19 protein-coding genes are annotated in these 18340 nt (G+C 59.2%); 10 read left to right on the forward strand and 9 right to left on the reverse strand.

Annotation, left to right across the window (positions count from 1 at the left end; genetic code table 11):
- Positions 1-59: 59 nt before the first annotated feature.
- Both SIB83_RS08990 and SIB83_RS08995 read right to left on the reverse strand, forming a co-directional pair.
- A complete protein-coding gene (locus SIB83_RS08990) occupies positions 60-1181 on the reverse strand; it encodes a glycosyltransferase (RefSeq protein WP_413745606.1) in 1122 nt (373 codons plus the stop codon).
- A gap of 4 nt (positions 1182-1185) precedes the next feature.
- The gene (locus SIB83_RS08995) at positions 1186-2775 is read right to left on the reverse strand and encodes a 4-amino-4-deoxy-L-arabinose transferase (protein WP_413745607.1); all 1590 of its coding nucleotides are present in this window, start codon (positions 2773-2775) and stop codon (positions 1186-1188) included.
- Positions 2776-2833: 58 nt separating this feature from the next.
- On the opposite strand from SIB83_RS08995, the gene SIB83_RS09000 reads away from it, so the two are divergent.
- The 5 genes from SIB83_RS09000 to SIB83_RS09020 all read left to right on the forward strand — a co-directional run bounded on the left by SIB83_RS09000 (position 2834) and on the right by SIB83_RS09020 (position 8903).
- Positions 2834-2968 (forward strand): hypothetical protein, encoded by a 135-nt coding sequence (locus SIB83_RS09000; RefSeq protein WP_413405188.1) that lies wholly within the window; start codon positions 2834-2836, stop codon positions 2966-2968.
- 295 nt (positions 2969-3263) lie between these two features.
- Positions 3264-4949, forward strand: a complete 1686-nt coding sequence (locus tag SIB83_RS09005) for an iron uptake porin (RefSeq protein ID WP_413745608.1) — start codon at positions 3264-3266, stop codon at positions 4947-4949.
- A 164-nt stretch (positions 4950-5113) separates the two neighbouring features.
- On the forward strand, positions 5114-6082 hold the full coding sequence (cysK, locus tag SIB83_RS09010) for a cysteine synthase A (protein WP_413745609.1): 969 nt from the start codon (positions 5114-5116) through the stop codon (positions 6080-6082).
- Entirely contained in the window at positions 6079-6807 is a 729-nt protein-coding gene (locus SIB83_RS09015) for a J domain-containing protein (protein WP_413405193.1), read from the forward strand. Before cysK ends, SIB83_RS09015 begins: the two co-directional genes overlap by 4 nt.
- Positions 6807-8903: a 4-amino-4-deoxy-L-arabinose transferase gene (locus SIB83_RS09020; RefSeq protein ID WP_413745610.1), complete on the forward strand. Its 2097-nt coding sequence runs from the start codon at positions 6807-6809 to the stop codon at positions 8901-8903. Before SIB83_RS09015 ends, SIB83_RS09020 begins: the two co-directional genes overlap by 1 nt.
- On the opposite strand, the gene ndhO is transcribed toward SIB83_RS09020, so the two are convergent.
- Positions 8882-9139 (reverse strand): NAD(P)H-quinone oxidoreductase subunit O, encoded by a 258-nt coding sequence (ndhO, locus tag SIB83_RS09025; RefSeq protein WP_413405197.1) that lies wholly within the window; start codon positions 9137-9139, stop codon positions 8882-8884. The two genes, SIB83_RS09020 and ndhO, sit on opposite strands and share 22 nt — an antisense overlap.
- 58 nt (positions 9140-9197) lie before the next feature.
- Between ndhO and SIB83_RS09030 the strand changes: the two genes are divergently transcribed.
- Together SIB83_RS09030 and SIB83_RS09035 are read left to right on the forward strand one after the other, a co-directional pair.
- Complete coding sequence (locus SIB83_RS09030) at positions 9198-10454, forward strand: cation:proton antiporter (RefSeq protein ID WP_413745611.1); 1257 nt, start codon at positions 9198-9200, stop codon at positions 10452-10454.
- Between the two features lie 27 nt (positions 10455-10481).
- Positions 10482-11426: a TIGR01777 family oxidoreductase gene (locus tag SIB83_RS09035; protein WP_413405201.1), complete on the forward strand. Its 945-nt coding sequence runs from the start codon at positions 10482-10484 to the stop codon at positions 11424-11426.
- Here SIB83_RS09035 and SIB83_RS09040 read toward each other — a convergent pair.
- From SIB83_RS09040 to SIB83_RS09055, 4 genes are all read right to left on the reverse strand, one after another.
- A complete protein-coding gene (locus SIB83_RS09040) occupies positions 11362-11637 on the reverse strand; it encodes a hypothetical protein (protein ID WP_413405203.1) in 276 nt (91 codons plus the stop codon). The two genes, SIB83_RS09035 and SIB83_RS09040, sit on opposite strands and share 65 nt — an antisense overlap.
- Complete coding sequence (locus SIB83_RS09045; protein WP_413745612.1) at positions 11634-12839, reverse strand: lipid-A-disaccharide synthase-related protein; 1206 nt, start codon at positions 12837-12839, stop codon at positions 11634-11636. The genes SIB83_RS09040 and SIB83_RS09045 overlap by 4 nt, the downstream gene beginning before the upstream one ends.
- 1 nt (position 12840) lies before the next feature.
- Positions 12841-13260 carry a tetratricopeptide repeat protein gene (locus tag SIB83_RS09050; RefSeq protein ID WP_413405205.1) on the reverse strand — a complete coding sequence of 140 codons (420 nt, stop codon included), beginning with the start codon at positions 13258-13260 and terminating at the stop codon, positions 12841-12843.
- A gap of 63 nt (positions 13261-13323) precedes the next feature.
- Positions 13324-13734, reverse strand: a complete 411-nt coding sequence (locus SIB83_RS09055) for a HesB/IscA family protein (protein WP_413405207.1) — start codon at positions 13732-13734, stop codon at positions 13324-13326.
- A gap of 111 nt (positions 13735-13845) precedes the next feature.
- Here SIB83_RS09055 and zds point away from each other — a divergent pair, with 111 nt between their 5' ends.
- The 3 genes from zds to SIB83_RS09070 are packed head-to-tail and all read left to right on the forward strand — an operon-like array spanning position 13846 to position 16304.
- Positions 13846-15312, forward strand: coding sequence for a 9,9'-di-cis-zeta-carotene desaturase (gene zds / locus SIB83_RS09060; protein WP_413405209.1), 1467 nt, complete (start codon positions 13846-13848; stop codon positions 15310-15312).
- Between the two features lie 4 nt (positions 15313-15316).
- On the forward strand, positions 15317-15766 hold the full coding sequence (locus tag SIB83_RS09065) for an SRPBCC family protein (protein ID WP_413405211.1): 450 nt from the start codon (positions 15317-15319) through the stop codon (positions 15764-15766).
- Positions 15717-16304 carry a hypothetical protein gene (locus tag SIB83_RS09070; RefSeq protein ID WP_413745613.1) on the forward strand — a complete coding sequence of 196 codons (588 nt, stop codon included), beginning with the start codon at positions 15717-15719 and terminating at the stop codon, positions 16302-16304. The genes SIB83_RS09065 and SIB83_RS09070 overlap by 50 nt, the downstream gene beginning before the upstream one ends.
- Here the strand turns inward: SIB83_RS09070 and SIB83_RS09075 are convergent.
- Both SIB83_RS09075 and SIB83_RS09080 read right to left on the reverse strand, forming a co-directional pair.
- Positions 16280-17092 carry a uroporphyrinogen-III synthase gene (locus tag SIB83_RS09075; RefSeq protein WP_413745614.1) on the reverse strand — a complete coding sequence of 271 codons (813 nt, stop codon included), beginning with the start codon at positions 17090-17092 and terminating at the stop codon, positions 16280-16282. The two genes, SIB83_RS09070 and SIB83_RS09075, sit on opposite strands and share 25 nt — an antisense overlap.
- Complete coding sequence (locus SIB83_RS09080) at positions 17089-18300, reverse strand: glycosyltransferase (protein WP_413747343.1); 1212 nt, start codon at positions 18298-18300, stop codon at positions 17089-17091. Before SIB83_RS09080 ends, SIB83_RS09075 begins: the two co-directional genes overlap by 4 nt.
- Positions 18301-18340 lie beyond the last annotated feature (40 nt).

Consider the following 18340-nt stretch of genomic DNA (forward strand, 5'->3'; position numbering starts at 1 on the left):
GTTTCGGAGCGACTTTGTTTCTGGTTATCAAAGGACTCCTTCATCATTGAAGCGCCGTCTCAAGGTGCGTTCCAGACAAATCTGGATGATGCCGCATAATTCCAGATGTAGACCACAATGATTCCTGATAGTTGTGCGACGATTGCATTAGTCTGAACAAGATTGTAAAAAACGGTTGCCAGCCCAATGTTGGCGAGTGAAGGTAGAGATGCGACAAGTAGAAATTTGAGTAGGCCTTTAAGCAGTTGCCGCCCGTGCTGACGCTTGTCTTTGAATGTGAGAGTGTTGTTAATCAGATAATTTGAGCTTGCTGCAGAGACAACAGCAAGAGGAAGGGCTTGTTGAAAACTTGGGCCAAGTGACATCACCAACGACGTAATGATGAGTTGAACAAAAACTCCAGAAAGTCCAACAAGGCCAAAGCTAATAGCTCTTCGTGGAAGCAACCTGAACAGGGCAGTGTGGATCAGTGAAATGAGAAAGTCCCACAGCACGGCATAGTCCAGCTTGGAACTCCCATGCAGTCGTGGTTGAAAATTCAATGGGATTTCAATGGTATTCAATCTGCCTTTGCTGATCGCTAGCAGCTCATACAGGAATTTAAATCCGTTGACATCCACCTTCCTGACGAGCTGATTGCAGCGTCTGAGGTCCATCGCAAAGAAGCCACTCATGTAATCAGTCAGGTGGCAATAGTTTTTGGGCAGGCTCCATCGAGCTAAACGGTTGGCCAGATTGGATCCCTCGGTACGTCGTTCACTCAGTCCGTGGATTGCAGAGTTGACAAGAAAACGACTGCCAATCACAAGATCAGCTCCGTTATCGAGCTGTTCAACAGCCGCCAGGACGGCGGGGGGTTCATGCTGTCCGTCACTGTCCATGGCGACGGCAAATGGATAAAGAGCAGCGATGAGGCCTTCCTTGATGGCGCTTGCCAGGCCTGAACGGCCCACACGTTGAATCAGTTTGATTCGTTGGTCCTGTCTTGCCATTGTGCGCACAATGTCTGATGTTCCGTCCTGAGAATCGTCGTCGACTATTAATATCTCTGTTCTCCAGTCGCTGGTGAGTTCAAGAAGTGAAGACACCATTTTTGAGATGGATCCTGCTTCATTAAATGTCGGTAAAATGATTGATAATCCCTGATGTTTGATATTTTCTGGCTCGGTTGTGTTAGGCACGTCTCTAATCTTTGTGATGGACTTTATCGCAATCGCTCAAGGTCCATTGTTGATGTCTGGCCACGACTTCACAGTGTTGCTGTTTGTCGCTAAGGCGCAGGCCCGTGGCTGATTGATTTCGAGGAATCCTCTGCTGTGCATACCAATTCAGGCTGGGTCTTTCGTCGTGCCCTTCGATGGTGATCTGATGCCCACGTCCTTCTCTTGTCAGATCAGCAATCGGTTGCACCGGCCAAGTTTCATTGAGCTCCCAGTGCCAGAGAGGTGTGCTGAAGATCAGTGCAAGAGCGCCCAGGTTTCCGCAGACAAGACTCATCGCTCCCAGCCTGCGTCGGCGGATGCTGCTGGCCGTCAGCAGGTATCCACCTGCGCTCCAGCCGAGTCCCAGGGCCAGGGCTGGGCTTTGATAGTCGCTGAGCGCTGATCCGAGTGGGGTCATGCTCACTCCCGCGACGATGAGCAGCAGCAGGCCGATCAGCATCCAGAACAGTGGAATTCTGCTCAGAACGCCCCGGAACGGCACCGCTGTTTCAGGTGTTTCGCTTCGGCTGACGACCCAGGCCAACAGTGGAGCACAAATCAGGGCCACCGGCACCCACAGAGGATGGCTGTACCAGGGAAGCTGAGTGCGCAGAGGCAGGATTGACGCACCCATGACGGCCAGAAGGCTCAGGCTCCATCGCCCCCAGCGTGTGACTCTGAGCTGCCAGGCCCAGAGCACCGCAAGTGGAAAGAGGGCGAGCCAGGGCCAGCCACCTTCAAGCACTTCGATCAACGGAACTCGCCAGCCCAGGTCGCTTCCCTCGCCTGCGTCCAGAAGAACGCGTCCGGCACCATCTCCCGCCCAGAGCCACAGAGCAGATTGTCCGCGCACCAGAGCGTGCCATCCATGCCACCCAAGGCCAGGCAGTAAGCCCAGTGCCATGCCGGAGCAGGCCTGTGGCAGCTGCCAGTGCCGCCATTCCTTCCCCCAGGCGATGGCAACAGTCCCTGCAGCGATGGCGGGTATCAGCAAAGGGGCTTTCAGCAGCAACATCGCGCTTGCGGCTAAGCCGGTCATGAGTCCGGCACGCCGTGGTTGATGCGTTGAGCTCAGCTGGATCAGTCCCAGCCAAAGCACAGCCATGACTGTGAGCTGAGTCCCATCGAGCATGGCCATTCGTCCATGGCGAGCGACCGGCAGAAGCGTCATCAGAATGGCGCTCATGCAGAGAGTGCTTGTGCGGTCTCCTGGTCTGAGCGTCCACTGCAGCAGTCCCCCCAGCGGTACGACCAGTGTGGACAGAAGAGCCGGGGCGATTCGGATCGTCCATTCATCAGGCAATCCTGAAGATGGTGTGATTCCGATCACAGCAGCGATAATCAGATGAAGTCCAGGCGCTTTGTTGAGGTAAGGATTTCCCCAGAGTGTCGGCAGCAGTGCCGCTTCACCTTTCCCCTGGTGTAGCTCGAAGGCGACTCTCGCCACCGTGGCTTCGTCAAAATCCCTCAGCGGCACATCACCCAGGCCGATCACGGCGAGACAAGCTGCGATGCCCCAGAGAGCGAGAAGTATCCGCCAGGGAGGCCTTGATTTCACGGGGTTGGAGCCCATGGATGCTCCACAGCACGGATGAAACTGAGTATGGTCCTGAGGTACAGGATGCAGCGTCGTGAATCGGCACTTTCTCTTCGGGGGAACGTCTGATTCGGATGCGCCGCCGGCATTCACAATCCTTCAGGAGGAGGTGTCCATGAGTTCCAGTTCTTTGATTCAGGGTCTGCTGATCGCGGAGAATGCCGGCTGACGGCACCTTCCTCTGAGTGATCATCCGGTTCCGCGCCAGAGTGGACCCGGCGAGAGCCCCCGATCGGTCACCGATCGGGGGCATCGTTTTGAAGGGGCGCTGTCACTCGCGATCGTCTCCTGGATCGGCGCGTGACCAGCAATTGGTCGTCGTTGCCACACCAATTTCTTGATCCGGTAACCGTTGCTACAGGTCAAGCGTCGGTCTGTCACATCGAACGTCTTGGCGATGGGCTCTCACGCGCAAATTAGATGTGGCGTTTTATACGCCGGTTCTGTGTGAGGACCCTCTTCTCATGAAATTGTTCAAGCAACTGCTTGTTGCCCCCGCTGCCCTGGGCCTGCTGGCTCCTGTGGCTGCTGGCGCAACTGAAGTCAATGTTGCCGGTGTCTCCGACTATGCCTCCGTGTCCCAGGACGCGGTTGCTGTGGATCAGGTCACCAGCATCACCCAGTTCTCCGATGTCTATCCGACTGACTGGGCCTATCAGGCACTCAGCAACCTGATTGAGCGCTACGGCTGTGTGGCCGGTTATCCCAACGGCACCTACCGCGGCAACCGTGCGATGACACGCTTTGAAGCGGCCGCGCTGCTCAACGCCTGTCTCGACCGCGTCACTGAAGTGACCGACGAGCTCAAGCGTCTGATGAAGGAGTTCGAGAAGGAGCTCGCCATCGTCAAGGGCCGTGTTGACGGCCTGGAGGCCCGCGTCGGTGAACTGGAAGCAACCCAGTTCTCCACCACCACCAAGCTGAAAGGTCAGACCACCTTCGTGATCGGTGCCAACAGCTACGGCGGCAGTGCTGAAATCGGCGGAGAGAAGGTTGCAGATCTGGCAGCTGCTGCATCCGGCGCAACCACGTTCAACTACGACACGCGCCTTTTCCTCGACACCAGCTTCACCGGTAAGGATCTGCTGCGCACCATGCTGCGTGCAGGCAACTTCGCCTCCTCTGCTTTCGGTGGTAACAGCCCTTATTCAGGCTTGACCACGATGGAAACCGCCTATGAGGAAGGCAGTCCTGATCAGATCAACGTCAACCGAATCTGGTATCAGTTCCCGATCGGATCAAGCTTCACCGCCACAGTGGGTGGCCGCGTCCGTCAGGACGACATGCTGGCTGTATGGCCGAGTGCTTATCCAGCAGATACCGTTCTCGACTTCTTCACCTACGCCGGTGCTCCTCAGACCTACAACCTGCAGCTCGGCGCAGGAGCTGGCATCTGGTGGTCTGACAATGACTTCAGCATCAGCGTCAACTACGTGAGTGGTAACGGCAAAAACGGCAACCCTCAGGTCACCAACGCCGACAATGCGTTCCTGAGATCGACTGAGGACTGCGGCGGAATCGGCACTGATTGCTCCTCCAGCAGCGGCACTGTTCAGATTGCCTATGCCCCCGACAACTGGGGCATCGCTGCTGCATACAACTACGCATCGGGTGACAACGGAGCTGGCATTTATGCCGGTAACGGCACTCCGCTTGCCAACTTGTTCAGCGGCCTGGGCACCACGAACTCTGTGGGTGTGAGTGCCTGGTGGACACCTGAAAATGCAGGCTGGTTCCCCAGCATCAGCACCGGCTGGGGCTACAACTCGGTTGACATCACAAATGCCAATCTCGTTGATGGTGACGGTTCCATTGATGGAGCGACCTCTCAATCCTGGTACGTAGGACTTCAGTGGGCTGATGTATTCCTGAAAGGGAATGCAGCGGGTATGGCTGTTGGTCAGCCCACGTTTGTGACCAGCTGGGACAACAATTCAGACATCAATGATGGAAGCGATTTCGTTGCTGATGGCAATTACGCCTGGGAATGGTGGTACATGTTCCAGGTGACTGACAACATTTCAGTCACTCCGGCCATCTTCTACTTAAGCCGCCCTCTGGGATACACCACCAGTGGTTTGGCTGTTTCCGACGACGACGACACCTTCAACAACTTTGGTGCTCTTGTGAAGACAACCTTCCGCTTCTGAACCTGATTTCTGAAACGGTTTCCTATTCACTTCGCCCCCTTCTTCAGGGGGCTTTTTTTTTGGTTTGAAGTTTGGCTGAGTCGGACACAGCCTCAATCGCAGTGCTTTGTCTGTGCCTGTGATGATTGGATGGACCTGGTTTCAGCGACATTCATCCGACGCGCATGCAGATCGCTCCCGACATCACAGCGTTGGTGGGTCGTACACCACTTGTGCGGCTCAATCGTCTGCCGCAGGGTTTTGGTTGCCAGGCTGAAATCATTGCCAAGCTTGAGAGTTTCAACCCCACAGCTTCGGTGAAAGACCGCATCGCGGGAGCGATGGTTGAGGCTGCTGAACAGAGCGGCACCATCGTGCCCGGAAGCACCGTGCTGGTTGAACCCACCAGCGGCAACACCGGCATCGCGCTGGCAATGGTTGCTGCAGCGCGGGGGTATCGCCTCATTCTCACGATGCCCGACACCATGAGCACGGAGCGGAGATCCATGCTTCGTGCCTATGGCGCAGAATTACAGCTCACTCCCGGCAATGAAGGAATGCCTGGCGCCATTGCTCTCGCAAGGGAGCTGGTGGCAGAGATTCCAGGCGCCTATCTGCTTCAGCAGTTCGATAACCCCGCCAATCCCACCGTCCATGCGGTGTCCACAGCAGAGGAAATCTGGCAGGACACCGATGGGCAACTGGATGCTTTGGTGGCGGGGGTTGGGACAGGAGGAACGATCACGGGCTGTGCGCGTGTGCTCCGCAGTCGGCAGAAGGATCTTCAAGTGATTGCAGTGGAACCTGCCGCCAGTGCTGTGCTGTCAGGCGGAGCGGCGGGTTCGCATCGCATTCAGGGCATCGGGGCAGGTTTTGTCCCTCCGGTGTTGCAGCAGGAACTGATTGATGAGGTCATCGCTGTGACCGATGAGGAGGCCATGGAACTGGGGAGGCGTCTGGCCAGGGAGGAAGGACTGCTCTGCGGGGTGAGCAGCGGAGCAGCGGTTGCAGCAGCGTTGAAGCTGGGCCAGCGTCCAGCGATGGCCGGTCGCAGGATCGTGGTGATTCTTGCCAGCTTCGGCGAGCGTTATCTCTCCACTCCGATGTTCAGTGCTGCAGCGGTTCTGCCTGCGCGCCGGGATGGTCAGCTTTGAGCCCTGCGTTCTCCAATCGCTCGGATCACTCCAGGGATCCCTATGAAGTGCTTGAGGTGACATCCAGTGCCACGCAGTCTGAGCTGAAAGCTGCCTATCGACGCCTGGTGAAGCAGCATCATCCTGATGCTGGTGGTGATGAAGAGCACATTCTGGCGCTGAACGCGGCCTGGGAGCAGCTCGGTGATCCGGAGACAAGGCGTTGCTTTGATCGTGAGCATGGAACCTCCGAGTTCGCCCGTGAGGAAGCGCGGGCCCGCGGAGCCCGCAACGCCCGAGCCAGCCAGGCGGCGCGGCGTGCATCAGGCCGGGGAGCCAGCGAGGACCAGGCGCTGTCCTCCTGGCTTCAGAAGGTTTACGCCCCGATTGATCGAATGCTGGGTCAGGTGATCAATCCTTTCGCTGCAGAGGTGAAAGCTCTGTCGGCAGATCCATATGACGACGAACTGATGGAGGCGTTTTGCACCTATCTCGATCAGAGCCGAAAACGTCTCGACAAGATCAAGAGTGTTTTTCAGTCGCTTCCGACCCCGCCTTCGGCCAGGGGCTTTGGCTTAAGCCTCTATCACTGCCTCTCTCAGGTGGAGGATGCCGTTGCGGAGCTTGAGCGTTACACGATGGGTTACGTCGACAGCTATCTCCATGACGGTCGCGAGATGCTGCGTGAGGCCCGTCAACGGCGTCAGCGACTGCATCAGGAACGGCGTCGGCTGGAGATCAGTTGATGGGGGCTGGACCGTTCCGTGTTGGCCTGATTCTGATCTGGCTCTTCGCGACCGCTGCAGATCGTCTTTGGTGGGGGCATCATGCTGGCTTGCCATCCTGGGATCAGGCGGATTACCTCAACAGTGCGCTTGACCATGGTCGTGCCCTGGGCGTTCTGGCTGGAGGCGGTTGGCAAGGGTGGAATGCTCTTCTCGACCTTTCCCCCAAAATTCCTCCTCTGGCGTCTTTGGTGAATGGCACGGTCATGGCCGTGGCGGGCGATGCTCCGTCTGAGGCGGCATGGACCCTGAGTCTCTGGAATGCGTTGCTGCTGATCTCCACTGCCGGTTGGGCACTCCAGCTCCTGCGCCCGAGAGCAACAGCCAGGGGTTTCGCACTGGTGGCTGCAGCGGCCGTGGCCCTGGCACCGATGCTGCTGGAACTCAGGACCGACTACGTGCTTGAGCTGCCCTTGGCCGCTCTGGTCAGCCTGGCGCTCTGGCGTCTGGGTTCCTGGTGGAGTCCTGGCAGTGGCGGCCGTTGGTGGCAGGCGTTTCTCGCGGCCCTTGCTGTGACGCTCTCACTGCTGGTGAAACAGAGCGCTCTGCTGGTGTTGCTTCCCGCTCTCGCCTGGTCACTGGTTGCGGCTCAACGCATCGGGCAAGGCCGTCGCCTACAGGCGCTGGCAGGACTGATGCTGGTTCTGATTTCAATGTTTCCCTGGTTGCGGCACAACTGGATCACGACCCTGGGCGGCACGAATCGCGCTGTGATCGAATCAGCGGCCCGAGAGGGGGATCCAGGGGTCTTCAGCCTCTCGGGCTGGTTCTGGTATCTGCGTCAGGTTCCCCTGCAGATCGGCTCGGCACTCCTGTGGATCGGTCTGTCTGGTCTTGTGTTGCTGATCGTGATGCGCGTCAGGGGAAAGATGGCAACGCTCAGCAACCAACAGGATCGAGGTGAGACCTGGACCTGGTTGCTGGGCACGCTGGTTCTCGGCTGGATTGTCACCAACCTCAGCCCCAACAAAGACGCTCGCTACATCGCTCCCTTGCTGCCTTCGTTGCTGATCGTGCTGAGCCGTGGATGGTGGCAGTGGGGTTTGTGGATTCATCAACGCTGGCCGGAACGGTCAGCCTGGCTGCCTGGATTGGCTCTGACCGCCGGGACGCTGGTCGCGATCGCACCGGCTTGGACAGCCCAGTTCGCACGTCTGCAACCCAAGGATCGCAATCCGCTGCGAGCGATCGTTGCGAGGGCGGGTGGTGCAGATCCCGCCGCTGATGAAACCACGTTGATCGTTGTTCCCAGCACGCCGGACCTCAATCAGCACAATGTGAGCTATTACGGCCGCCGCAACGGTGGCCGGCTGGTGGGTCGCCAGCTCGGTGGCAGCCGTGATCACATCCAGCCGGTGTTGGACCATGCCAGCTGGGTCCTGCTGGCCGAAGGTGACCAGGGTTCTGTGCGCAAGTCTGCGCGCTCCCTGGATCAGGCCGTGCGTGAGAGCGGAGTCTTTGAGGAGGTCGAAGTCTTTCCCCGTTCCAAGGGAGGCAGCTACTCGCTCTGGAAGCGACGGTCCGATGCCGCCTCGCCAATTGGATTTGAACAGCGCTTCCCTGCACTTGCCACAGGGCTTGCAGAGGGGCCTGCAGGTCTCGATCCCGTCTTCAGCAGCGTGGCGATCGAACACATGCTTGACGGCCATTTCGGCTACAGGACACCATTGCGGCGTGAGGCGCTCGAACAGCTGAGGCAGGACCCATCTGATGTCTCCGCGCGGTGGACTCTGGCCCTGCTGGCTGTCCTGACCAACAGGCCGGCTGAGGCCGCTCATCATTTCGAGTTGTTGGAGAACTCCCTCCCTGACAATCCCTGGCCCAGCGCTTATCGCAGCGTGGTGCTGCTCGCGGGCTGGAATCCCTGGTCTGCTGCTTCGGTGGCTTCAGCGGCACTTGGGCGCCACAAGCGGCATCCAATTCTTGTGAGCATGGAATCGCTCTCAGCAGTGCTTGGCGGCGCCGTCTGGAGAGTTCCTGAAGCTGTTCAGTCGTTGCCTGCCGCAGTCTCGACAGTTGAGAGGTCGCTGAATTCTCAGGTGAAGGGTTCGAGCTGATCGATGCGTAACCACACATCAGGTACCGGACGTCGCCAACGCACCTGGCCATACTCGCCCTTAATAACAAGCAGTTCCCCCGGGCCATCAAAGATGTAGGCCGGTGGATAAGGATCGCTCGCTCCGGCCTCCACACTGCCGGAGTAGGCCGAACGGTTGACCCGCACCAGCGCACCTTTCTTCAGTGGTGCGGGTGGCTTGGCAGCTGGTGCAGGGTTCGACTCTGTCTCTGCCATCACGGGTCGTTATTCTCCGGCCAGGCTAGAACCCTTCAGGACCACATCCATCGCTGGTTTGGACAACGGCCTTTCGCTTTATCTGGTCGCATTCGGTGGTTTGCTGCTGGTTGCAGTTCTGCTCGATGACCTGGCGGCAAAGGTGAGGGTTCCTGGAATCCTCATGGTGCTGCTGCTCGGTCTGCTGATTGAAAATCACGTGGACGTTGTCGGAAGCCGTGAAATCACCCTGCTGAGTATTGAGCATGCCAAGCAGATCACCCAGGCGGCTCTGGTGCTGGTTCTGTTTTTCGGAGGTCTCACCACCAACTGGCAACAGGTTCGAGGTGTGATATCGCCAGCAGCCCGCCTGGCCACCATCGGCGTCTTGATCACGGCTGCTCTGATCACGCTGGTGATTTTCGGTTTCGGCCTGTCGCAAGGCACGGAGTCGATCGCCGTTCTGCTCCCCCGCAGTCTTTTTGTTGGCGCCATGGTTGCGAGCACAGACGCCTCGGCTGTTCTGGCTCTGCTGCGACCTCTCCAGGGCCGTCTGCCCAAACCGCTAACGGATCTGATCGAGTGTGAGTCGGGGTTCAATGATCCGATTGCCGTTGTCCTTGCCGGACTGGCTCTGGCACTGGCCGGTGGTGAGGGTGTCGGCGCCGGGGTGCTGGTGACCGATCTGGTGCGCCAGTTCCTGCTTGGGATTCTGATTGGCTTCCTCGGCGGCAGCCTCACGGTGCAGCTGCTTGGAACACGCATGGGGCTGAACCAGACCGCAATGCTGCCGGTGGTCAGCCTCGCCTTGCTGATGGTGCTGAGCGGTGGCACGTCTCTGCTGGGCGGCAGCTCCTTGCTTGCCGCATATGTGGCAGGTCTGGTCCTCGGTAACAGTGCCGACCTGGACCAGAACGGCCTGGAGGAGGCCCATTCCAGCTACGCAAAAATGGCCGAGCTCCTGCTGTTTCTCTGCATGGGGCTCGTGGTGAACCCTCAGGATGTCGTTCATTCCGCCGTTCTCGCCTTCGTGCTGTTTCTGGTGATGCAGCTGGTGCGTCTGCTGATGGTGCAGATTCTTCTCTGGCGCACAACCTTCAGTCATGGCGAACGGATCTTTGTGTGCTGGGCGGGCCTGCGTGGTGCAGTGCCCATTGCGATGGCTATCCAGGCCTGGTCGACCCCAGGAGTGAGCTGGGGTGTGGCCATGCCTCCGCTTGCTCTGGCCGTGGTTCTCTATGGCCTCTTCATCCAGGGCTTTGCTCTGGTGCCCATGGCTCGCAAGATGAATCTCACCTTGCCTTTCGAGGACACCGATCCCTCTGTCGCTTCCTAACGTCGACGACTTGATGTCGCCATTCCCATGCGCCTTCTGTTGATCGGATGCTCTGGTCTGGTGGGCCGTGGCCTGGTTCCCGTTCTGCAGGCAGCCGGTCATCGGCTGACTCTTGTCAGTCGCCGGCCCTCGCCGGCTGCCTTTCCAGATGAGCTGGCGAAATCGCTTCAGTGGATTCAGGCAGATCCCGGTGCGGCGTCGAGCTGGGCTCCTGCAACGCCACTGCACGATGCACTCGCCGTCAGTGACGGTGTCGTCAATCTCGCCGGCGAACCAATTGCTGAACAGCGCTGGACAACTCAGCACCTTGAAACACTGGAGGCCAGCCGTCTCGGCACAACCCGACATCTGGTGAGTGCCCTGGCCACCCTCGCCAAGCCTCCGTCTGTGCTGGTGAATGCCTCGGCTGTTGGTTACTTCGGCACCAGTCTTGATGGTCGATTTGAAGAGAGCAGTCCCGCAGGCCAGGATTTTCTGGCGCGCCTTTGTCAGAAGTGGGAGCAGGCTGCAGAAGAGAAGCCTTCAGCAACTCGGCTCGTGGTACTGCGAATCGGCATCGTGCTGTCCTCGGAGGGTGGAGCGCTCGCCAAGATGCTGCCCGTGTTCCGCGCGGGATTCGGTGGCCCGATCGGTTCAGGACAGCAGTGGATGAGCTGGATTGAACGCGGTGATCTGTGCCGCATCATTCAGAGCTCCCTGGAATCTGAATCCTGGTCAGGAGTCATCAACGCGGTGGCCCCTGACCCTGTGACCATGACCGTTTTTGCGGGAAGTCTCGGCCGTTGTCTGGGTAGACCCAGTCTGCTGGCGGTGCCGGGCCCGATGCTTCAGCTGCTGCTGGGTGATGGATCGAAGGTGGTTCTGGAGGGGCAGTTCGTGAATTCGAGTCGACTCGAAGAACTGGGCTTCAAGTTCCGTTGTCCGACCTTGCCCGTTGCACTCGACGTTGCCACCAGCTCCAGCAGCCGCTGAGCAGGGCAGCGCCCATCAGCAGGCCGATGGCAGGAGTGAACAGGGGTTCCCACAGACGCATGAAAACCCGCATCGGCGTTTCAAATCCCTGACTGCTTCCGATAACCGCTGCTGCGAACCAACCAGCTCCAGCGATAACCAGGAAGACATTCAGAACAAGGATGCGATCGAGCCAGCGCTTCCAGATGGGTTCGTTGTTCGGTTTGCTCATTCGGAAGCCCGCAGCAATCGCGAGATCGATTTCGCCATCCTGGCGCCGCCGCCGGCCTCGCCGAGGCGCTTCAGTGCGATGTCCTGACAGAGGCTCTGCAGCTGGAGATCAAGGTGGCTGCGTTCCAGAAGCTCGAGGGCTAGCGCGGCTGTGCTTTTGAGCGTTGTTGCTGCGCCCGCCTCGCCATCCACGCAGAACACCGTCGGGCCCAGCAGACGGCGCTGGGCCTCTGCAAACCCTGGTGTGAACTGAGGTCCCCTACCCGCCAGCTGCAGGACCGGCCTGGCCAGCCCGACGGCCTGTTCCGCTGCCGTTCCTGCCATGCACAACAGCAGATCGGAACTGTGCAGGACTGCTCCGAAGCCACCACGGTGGATCTGCACCCGATGAGCGTCTCGATAGAGCAGGGTTGATTGCCCGTTGTCAGCGGTTTTAAGGCTCCAGCCGATTGGTCCAAGCACCGCCGAGAGTGCAGCATTGGGTAGGGCGGACACCAGTGCCAGCTCAAGCTGCAGCTCTCCACTGCTCAGTAACGGTGCCGGCAGTTGTTCAACAACTCCCAGCAGCAGGACCAGGTTCTGCTCCAGCTCAGGCCGTCGGCTCCCTGGCAGCAGTCCCAGTCGACGGCGTGCCTGAGGCAGGCGTCGATCGTCTTTCAGAATCGGATCCATGAACGGATTGCCCAGAAACGAGACCGGCTTGCGGAGCTGTGCACTCAGATCGTCCGCGCTGAGCTGGTCGCGGCTGAACACGGCCTGAAAGCGAGGGCTGCGCAAGCACTCAGCGCATGGCCAGGGCAGGCGCAGCTTTCCCTCATAGTGACTTGAGTACGCCACGAGGTAGGTGGTCACGGGCCGTCTGCAGAGCCAGGCAGCCATCACCGGAATCACATCGCCGATCACCACCACCTGGTCGTAACGCCTGGCGATGCGCAGCAATCTCATCAGGCGTCGCAGCAGATAGACGACTTGTCCCTGCAACAGCTCGGTCAAACGGCCATGCAGGCTCGTGTAACCGAGCCCCCCCGTGCTGAATTCCTGTGTGGTTCCGATCAGGGCGATGCCTGCATCCTGATAAGGCTGTCCTTTGCCGACGAGGGGAAGAGCGTCCACCGCATGGCCTTCAGACTGAAGTGCCTGACCCAGCAGGGCGCCGGAAAGATCCTCTCCGTGGCCGTTGCTGAGCAGCAGCAGTCGGCCCACGTCAGAGCTCCAGCCAGGCCTTCACCTTGAGAAGAGCCGGCCACTCCGGCCGCCGTTTGAGACCGTCCTCAATGGACTCCCTCAGCTCGTCTCCCATTTCAGGGGCGAGAGCAAGAACCTTCTGAATCACTTCAATCTGATCTCTCACGCCCTTGGCTTTGGTCTCCAGCATCGCCAGACACAGATTGATGCGTGCCTGCGGATCCTGATTGTTCAGCTTGACCGCCAGTCGTGCGGAACGCAGGGCCTCCTCGGATTGATCGCAAAGCAACTGGAGCCAGGCCAGACATGTCCAACCCGCTGACTGGCGTGGCGCCGCTGCGGTGATGGTCTCAAAATCCGCCAGCAATTCCTGGGCCGGTGCACCCTGCTGGTAACGGCTCATCGCTTGCTGGAAAAGACTTTCCTGGCTGGACTCCATGGAGCGCTGATCGGTCGGGCAAGGACTTCAGATTCCCACAGCAACCACATGGTCGCCGCTGGATCAGACGGCGAAGGAGCTGCCGCAGCCGCAGGTCTGTGTGGCGTTGGGGTTGGTGAAATTGAACCCTCCACCGATCAGTGCAGTGCTGAAGTCCAGTTGCATCCCGTAGATGTAGAGCAGGCTCTTGGGGTCACAGATCACTTCGAACGAGGCCCCGTCCGGAGCTTCGTATTGATAACGCTCATCGTCCTGTTGAATCTCTGCTGCGGACACGAAATCCATCGTGTAACTCATACCGCTGCAGCCACCGGAGCGCACTCCCACTCTCAGCACCTGGTTGGTCCCCTGGTCAGTGCAGAGCCTCGCCAGCTGCTGCATGGCGGGGGCTGTGATCAGAATCCCCTTACCGTCTTTGGCGGTGTGCGACGGGCCTGCTGTCGCGGTCTCTGCAGTGGTGTCGGGTTTGGACATCGGAGGCAGTAGTGCTGGTCCTTCTTTTCACTTTATGGACCTGTCCCCGCTTCTGCCTAAAGCAGTTCAGTCTGTCCAATTCATAGAGTCGCCCCAGTTGCACGACGGACGGTGCGGGTCGCGATTGTGGGTTCCGGGCTGGCTGGCCTCTCCGCCGCAGTGGATCTTGTTGATGCTGGTCATGAGGTGAATCTCTATGAGGCGCGCCCCTTCATGGGCGGCAAGGTGGGCAGCTGGGTTGATCCCGACGGCAATCACATCGAGATGGGATTGCATGTTTTCTTCTTCAATTACGCAAACCTGTTCGCGTTGATGCGCAAAGTGGGCGCGTTCGACAACCTGCTTCCCAAGGATCACACCCACTTGTTTGTGAATGAGGGAGGTGACCTGCGGGAACTTGATTTCCGATTCCCTGTCGGTGCGCCCTTCAACGGTCTCAAAGCGTTCTTCACCACTCCTCAGCTGGGCTGGATTGACAAGTTGCGCAATGCTCTAGCCCTCGGCACAAGTCCGATTGTGCGAGGGCTGGTGGATTACGAAGGCGCGATGCGCACCATCCGAGCCCTGGATTCAGTCAGCTTCAAGGACTGGTTCGTGGGCCATGGCGGCAGCCCGGAGAGCATTCGCAGGATGTGGAATCCGATCGCTTACGCACTTGGTTTCATCGATTGCGAAACAATCTCGGCCCGTTGCATGCTGACCATCTTCATGATGTTCGCTGCCAAAACCGAGGCTTCCAAGCTCAACCTGCTCAAGGGGTCACCCCATCGCTGGCTAACGGGCCCGATCCTCGATTACATCCAGAAGCGAGGTGGGAAGCTTCACCTCCGTCATCCCGTCAAGCAGGTGGAGTTCAGCGAGGGGAATCATCCTGAGGTCACAGGACTGAAGCTGGGGACTCCGGATGGGGAGAAGCATGTTGTTGCCGATGCCTATCTGGCCGCCTGCGATGTGCCGGGCATTCAGCGCCTGCTTCCGGATGAATGGCGTCGTTTCCCGCAATTTGAAGCCATCCATAATCTTGAAGCGGTACCAGTGGCCACCGTCCAGCTGCGTTACGACGGTTGGGTGACTGAACTCGGTGAGGAAAAATCCGCAAGCCGCGCAGACCTCACCCAGCCCGCTGGTCTCAACAATCTCCTCTATACAGCTGATGCCGACTTCAGCTGTTTCGCGGATCTTGCCCTGGCAAGCCCCGAGGACTACCGCAAGGAGGGTGAAGGTTCTCTGCTGCAGTGTGTGCTCACGCCTGGCGACCCCTGGATGCGCAAGTCGGTCAAAGACATTGTTGAGCACACCGATCGTCAGGTGAGAAAGCTGTTCCCCTCTGCTGCCAATCTCACACTCACCTGGAGCAACGTGGTGAAGTTGGCTCAATCGCTCTACAGGGAAGCTCCCGGCATGGAGCCTTACAGGCCTGACCAGAGCACTCCGGTCAGAAACTTTTATCTTGCCGGAAGCTACACCCGTCAGGATTACATCGACTCGATGGAAGGAGCCACCATGAGCGGGCACCTTGCCGCCGCCGCCATCCTGGGGCAACCGGCCCGGCTGGCCGTCAACAACGCAGTTGCCTGAACCCATGGGACGCTGGCTTGAACATTCCGTAACCACTGAGGTCAAGGCTCCCGTTGACCGGGTCTGGGAGGTCTGGAGCGATCTGGAAGCAATGCCCAGATGGATGCGCTGGATTGAATCCGTCAAGACGCTCGAGGATCCAGACCTGACCGACTGGACGTTGGCAGCCCAGGGATTCCGCTTCCATTGGAAGGCACGCATCACACAAAGGGTCGAAGCCCAGCAACTCCACTGGGAGTCGGTGGGAGGTTTGCCCACCAAAGGAGGAGTTCGCTTCTATGCGGAACAACCTCAGCTCACTGCCGTCAAACTCAGCGTGACCTACGAACTTCCTGGTGTGTTGGCTCCCTTGATGGAACCCAGCATTCTTGGTGGAATCGTGACGAAGGAACTCCAGGCGAACCTTGATCGATTCCGCGACTTGGTGGAAAGCGGATACGCATCGCAGAGCTGAGGTGTCTGCTTCCCGCATCCCAGCCTCAGCCTCCTGTGCGGCGTTATTGATGGCTGTTGCATGGGGAGCCCTCAGCGGCTGTGGAACGCAAGAGAACATTCAAGGATCGGTCAATCCGACCTCGCCTGATGCCCCCGTTGCTGAGGTGTCTCCCCCCGCACCTTCCTCATCCGAGACTGGACTGATTCCCCTGCCCACAAGTGAACAGGTCCTCTCATCGGTTCCGGAGGGGCGAGTCGACCCGTTCGCACCCATCATTGACCCGTCGAAGGCCTTGATCGTTCAGAACGATTCTGATGGGGCAGCCACACCTGATTTCGATGTCATTGGTGTTTTGGCTGTCGGGTCTGAACTTCGGGCGCTTGTTAGTGGCCCTCAAGTCTCCGGAACAGTGTGCGTCGGGCAGCGCGGCCGTTGCCCCGGCAATCCGGCGGCTCCGCTGCCGAAGGATTGGACCGTGAACGGCATTGATCTCACGCGAGGCTGTCTGAGCTTTTCCATCTCTGGAGAGTCTCAGCCCCCCCGTTGCATCGCCTGAACGCAGGCTTTGACCAGTCCTTCCAGGTCGTGAGGGGTGGCCTCCTGATCCACTCTGCCGAGCAGTTCCCTGCAGCGTTTGCTGGTCTGTGGACCGATGGAAACCACAGCAGGCTTTCTGAACAGTTGTTCAGTCTCTGAACTCCCGAGTGCGTTCTCCAGCAGCTGCACGGTGTGGGTCACGGTTTTGCCGCTGCTGAAGCTGACCACATCGACCTCTCTATTCTCCAGTGCTTTCAAGGTGTCTGCCGGCATGGATGTTGGGCAGCGGGATTCGTAGGCCGCTACCTCCACCACCCTTGAGCCGGCTTCTCCGAAGGCTTCGGCCAGAAGAGTCCGTCCGCCGCTTTGCACCCGCGGCAACAGGATTCTCAATCCCCAGCCAGACACAGGGAAATGGTCAATCAGGCTGTCGGCCACGAATGTGGGTGGCACGAAATCAGCCGGTGCCCCCAGTTCTTCCAAACACTGAGCCGTCTTCCGTCCCACGGCTGCAATCTTGAGACTCTCGGGGCGTTGCATCAGCCCCATTCCCCTGAGTTGAAGCCGTGACTCCACCGCTTCCACACCGTTGGCACTGGAGACAATCATCCAGTGAAAGTTCTCCAGGTCGGCGAGAGCATCGTCGAGAGGAGCCCAGCTGTCAGGCGGGCCGATTTCCAGAGCCGGTAGGTCGAGAACCCTGGCGCCAAGTGATTCCAGCAGCCTGCGGCCTTCGCTCTGCTGTTCACGGGAGCGAGTGATCACCACCGTGGTTCCCAATAAAGGCTGGGTCTGATCAGCACTCATGCGCTGGCCTCATCGTCCAGCTTCACCAGTCCATGGACCTGGGCATGCAAGGCGGTGGCTTCTCCCTGCCGCTCCTGTGCGCGCAGCAGCGCGATGGCTTGACGGAAGCCTGTGCGCGCACCATCGATATCCCCCCCCATCAGCTTGGCCACGGCCAGGTTCTGATGGCTTTCCGCGTGGGAGGGATTCACGCTCAGGGATCGCTCGTAAGCCTTGATCGCAGCAAGCAGATCGCCACGACGGCGCTCCATCAGCCCCAGGTTGTACCAGGCGAGTGCCACTTCGGGCGCCCGTTGACAGGCAGTTGTGGTGAGCTGAATGGCTTCCTCCAGTTCGTTGCGCTGCATCAGCAAGGCCGCCAGGTTGAGACGCGCACCCAGGCTCAGACGGGTCTCCAGCGGTTGTTCCAGTGCCTCTCGGTAGCACTTCACGGCAGCCTCGCTGTCCTCGCAAGCCAGCGCGATTCCGAGATTGAGCAGCAGTTCATAGCGTTCAGCACTGTTGCCATCGCCCGTGGGCAACTGCTCCAGGCCGTGGCGAAGAAGGCTGAGACCCCTGTCTCGATTGCCGTCGCTGACCTCCAGAGCACCGAGCTTGGCGCAGGCATAGGGGTCATTGGGCTGGTCTTTCAACCAGCTCTCCATCGATTGACGCAGCCTGTCCGCCTTATCCGATCCAGCCAGCAGATCCGGTCGATAACCCTCATGCAGCAGTGCTGGTTCGGTGCAGTTGGCAATCCGCCAGCCAGGCTCCTCCTTGAGCAGCGCATCCACGCTCTCGTCGATCATCGAGTGGTAGGGCTTGCTCCATCGGAGTCGTGGATGTCGGCGAAACAGGCGGCTCACGTTGGAGTAAGGAGCCATTGCTGCTCCCAGTTCGTGTCGCAGCAGGTTGATCACCAGCACATCCGGTTGTGCCATCAAGGCTTTGAGCTGCGGGATTGCTTCTGAGCGGAGCTCTTCGTCGGCATCGAGCACCAGCACCCAGTCACCCTGCACGAGCTCTAGAGCCGCATTGCGTGCCGGCGCAAAGTCACCGGGCCAGTCCATCCGTTCCACGCGAGCGCCGCAGGCCTCTGCGAGGGCGATGGTGCCATCCACTGAGCCAGTATCGAGAAGAACCATCTCATCCGCGAAGCCCTTGACAGACTTGAGGCAGTCCTCGATCCGCGCTTCCTCATCGCGCACGATCATCGAGAGGCTGAGCATGTTGGTGATGAGCACTGCCGCAGAGGCTAAGGCGCTTCCA

Source organism: Synechococcus sp. MIT S9507, assembly GCF_047304715.1.
Lineage (GTDB): Bacteria > Cyanobacteriota > Cyanobacteriia > PCC-6307 > Cyanobiaceae > Synechococcus_C.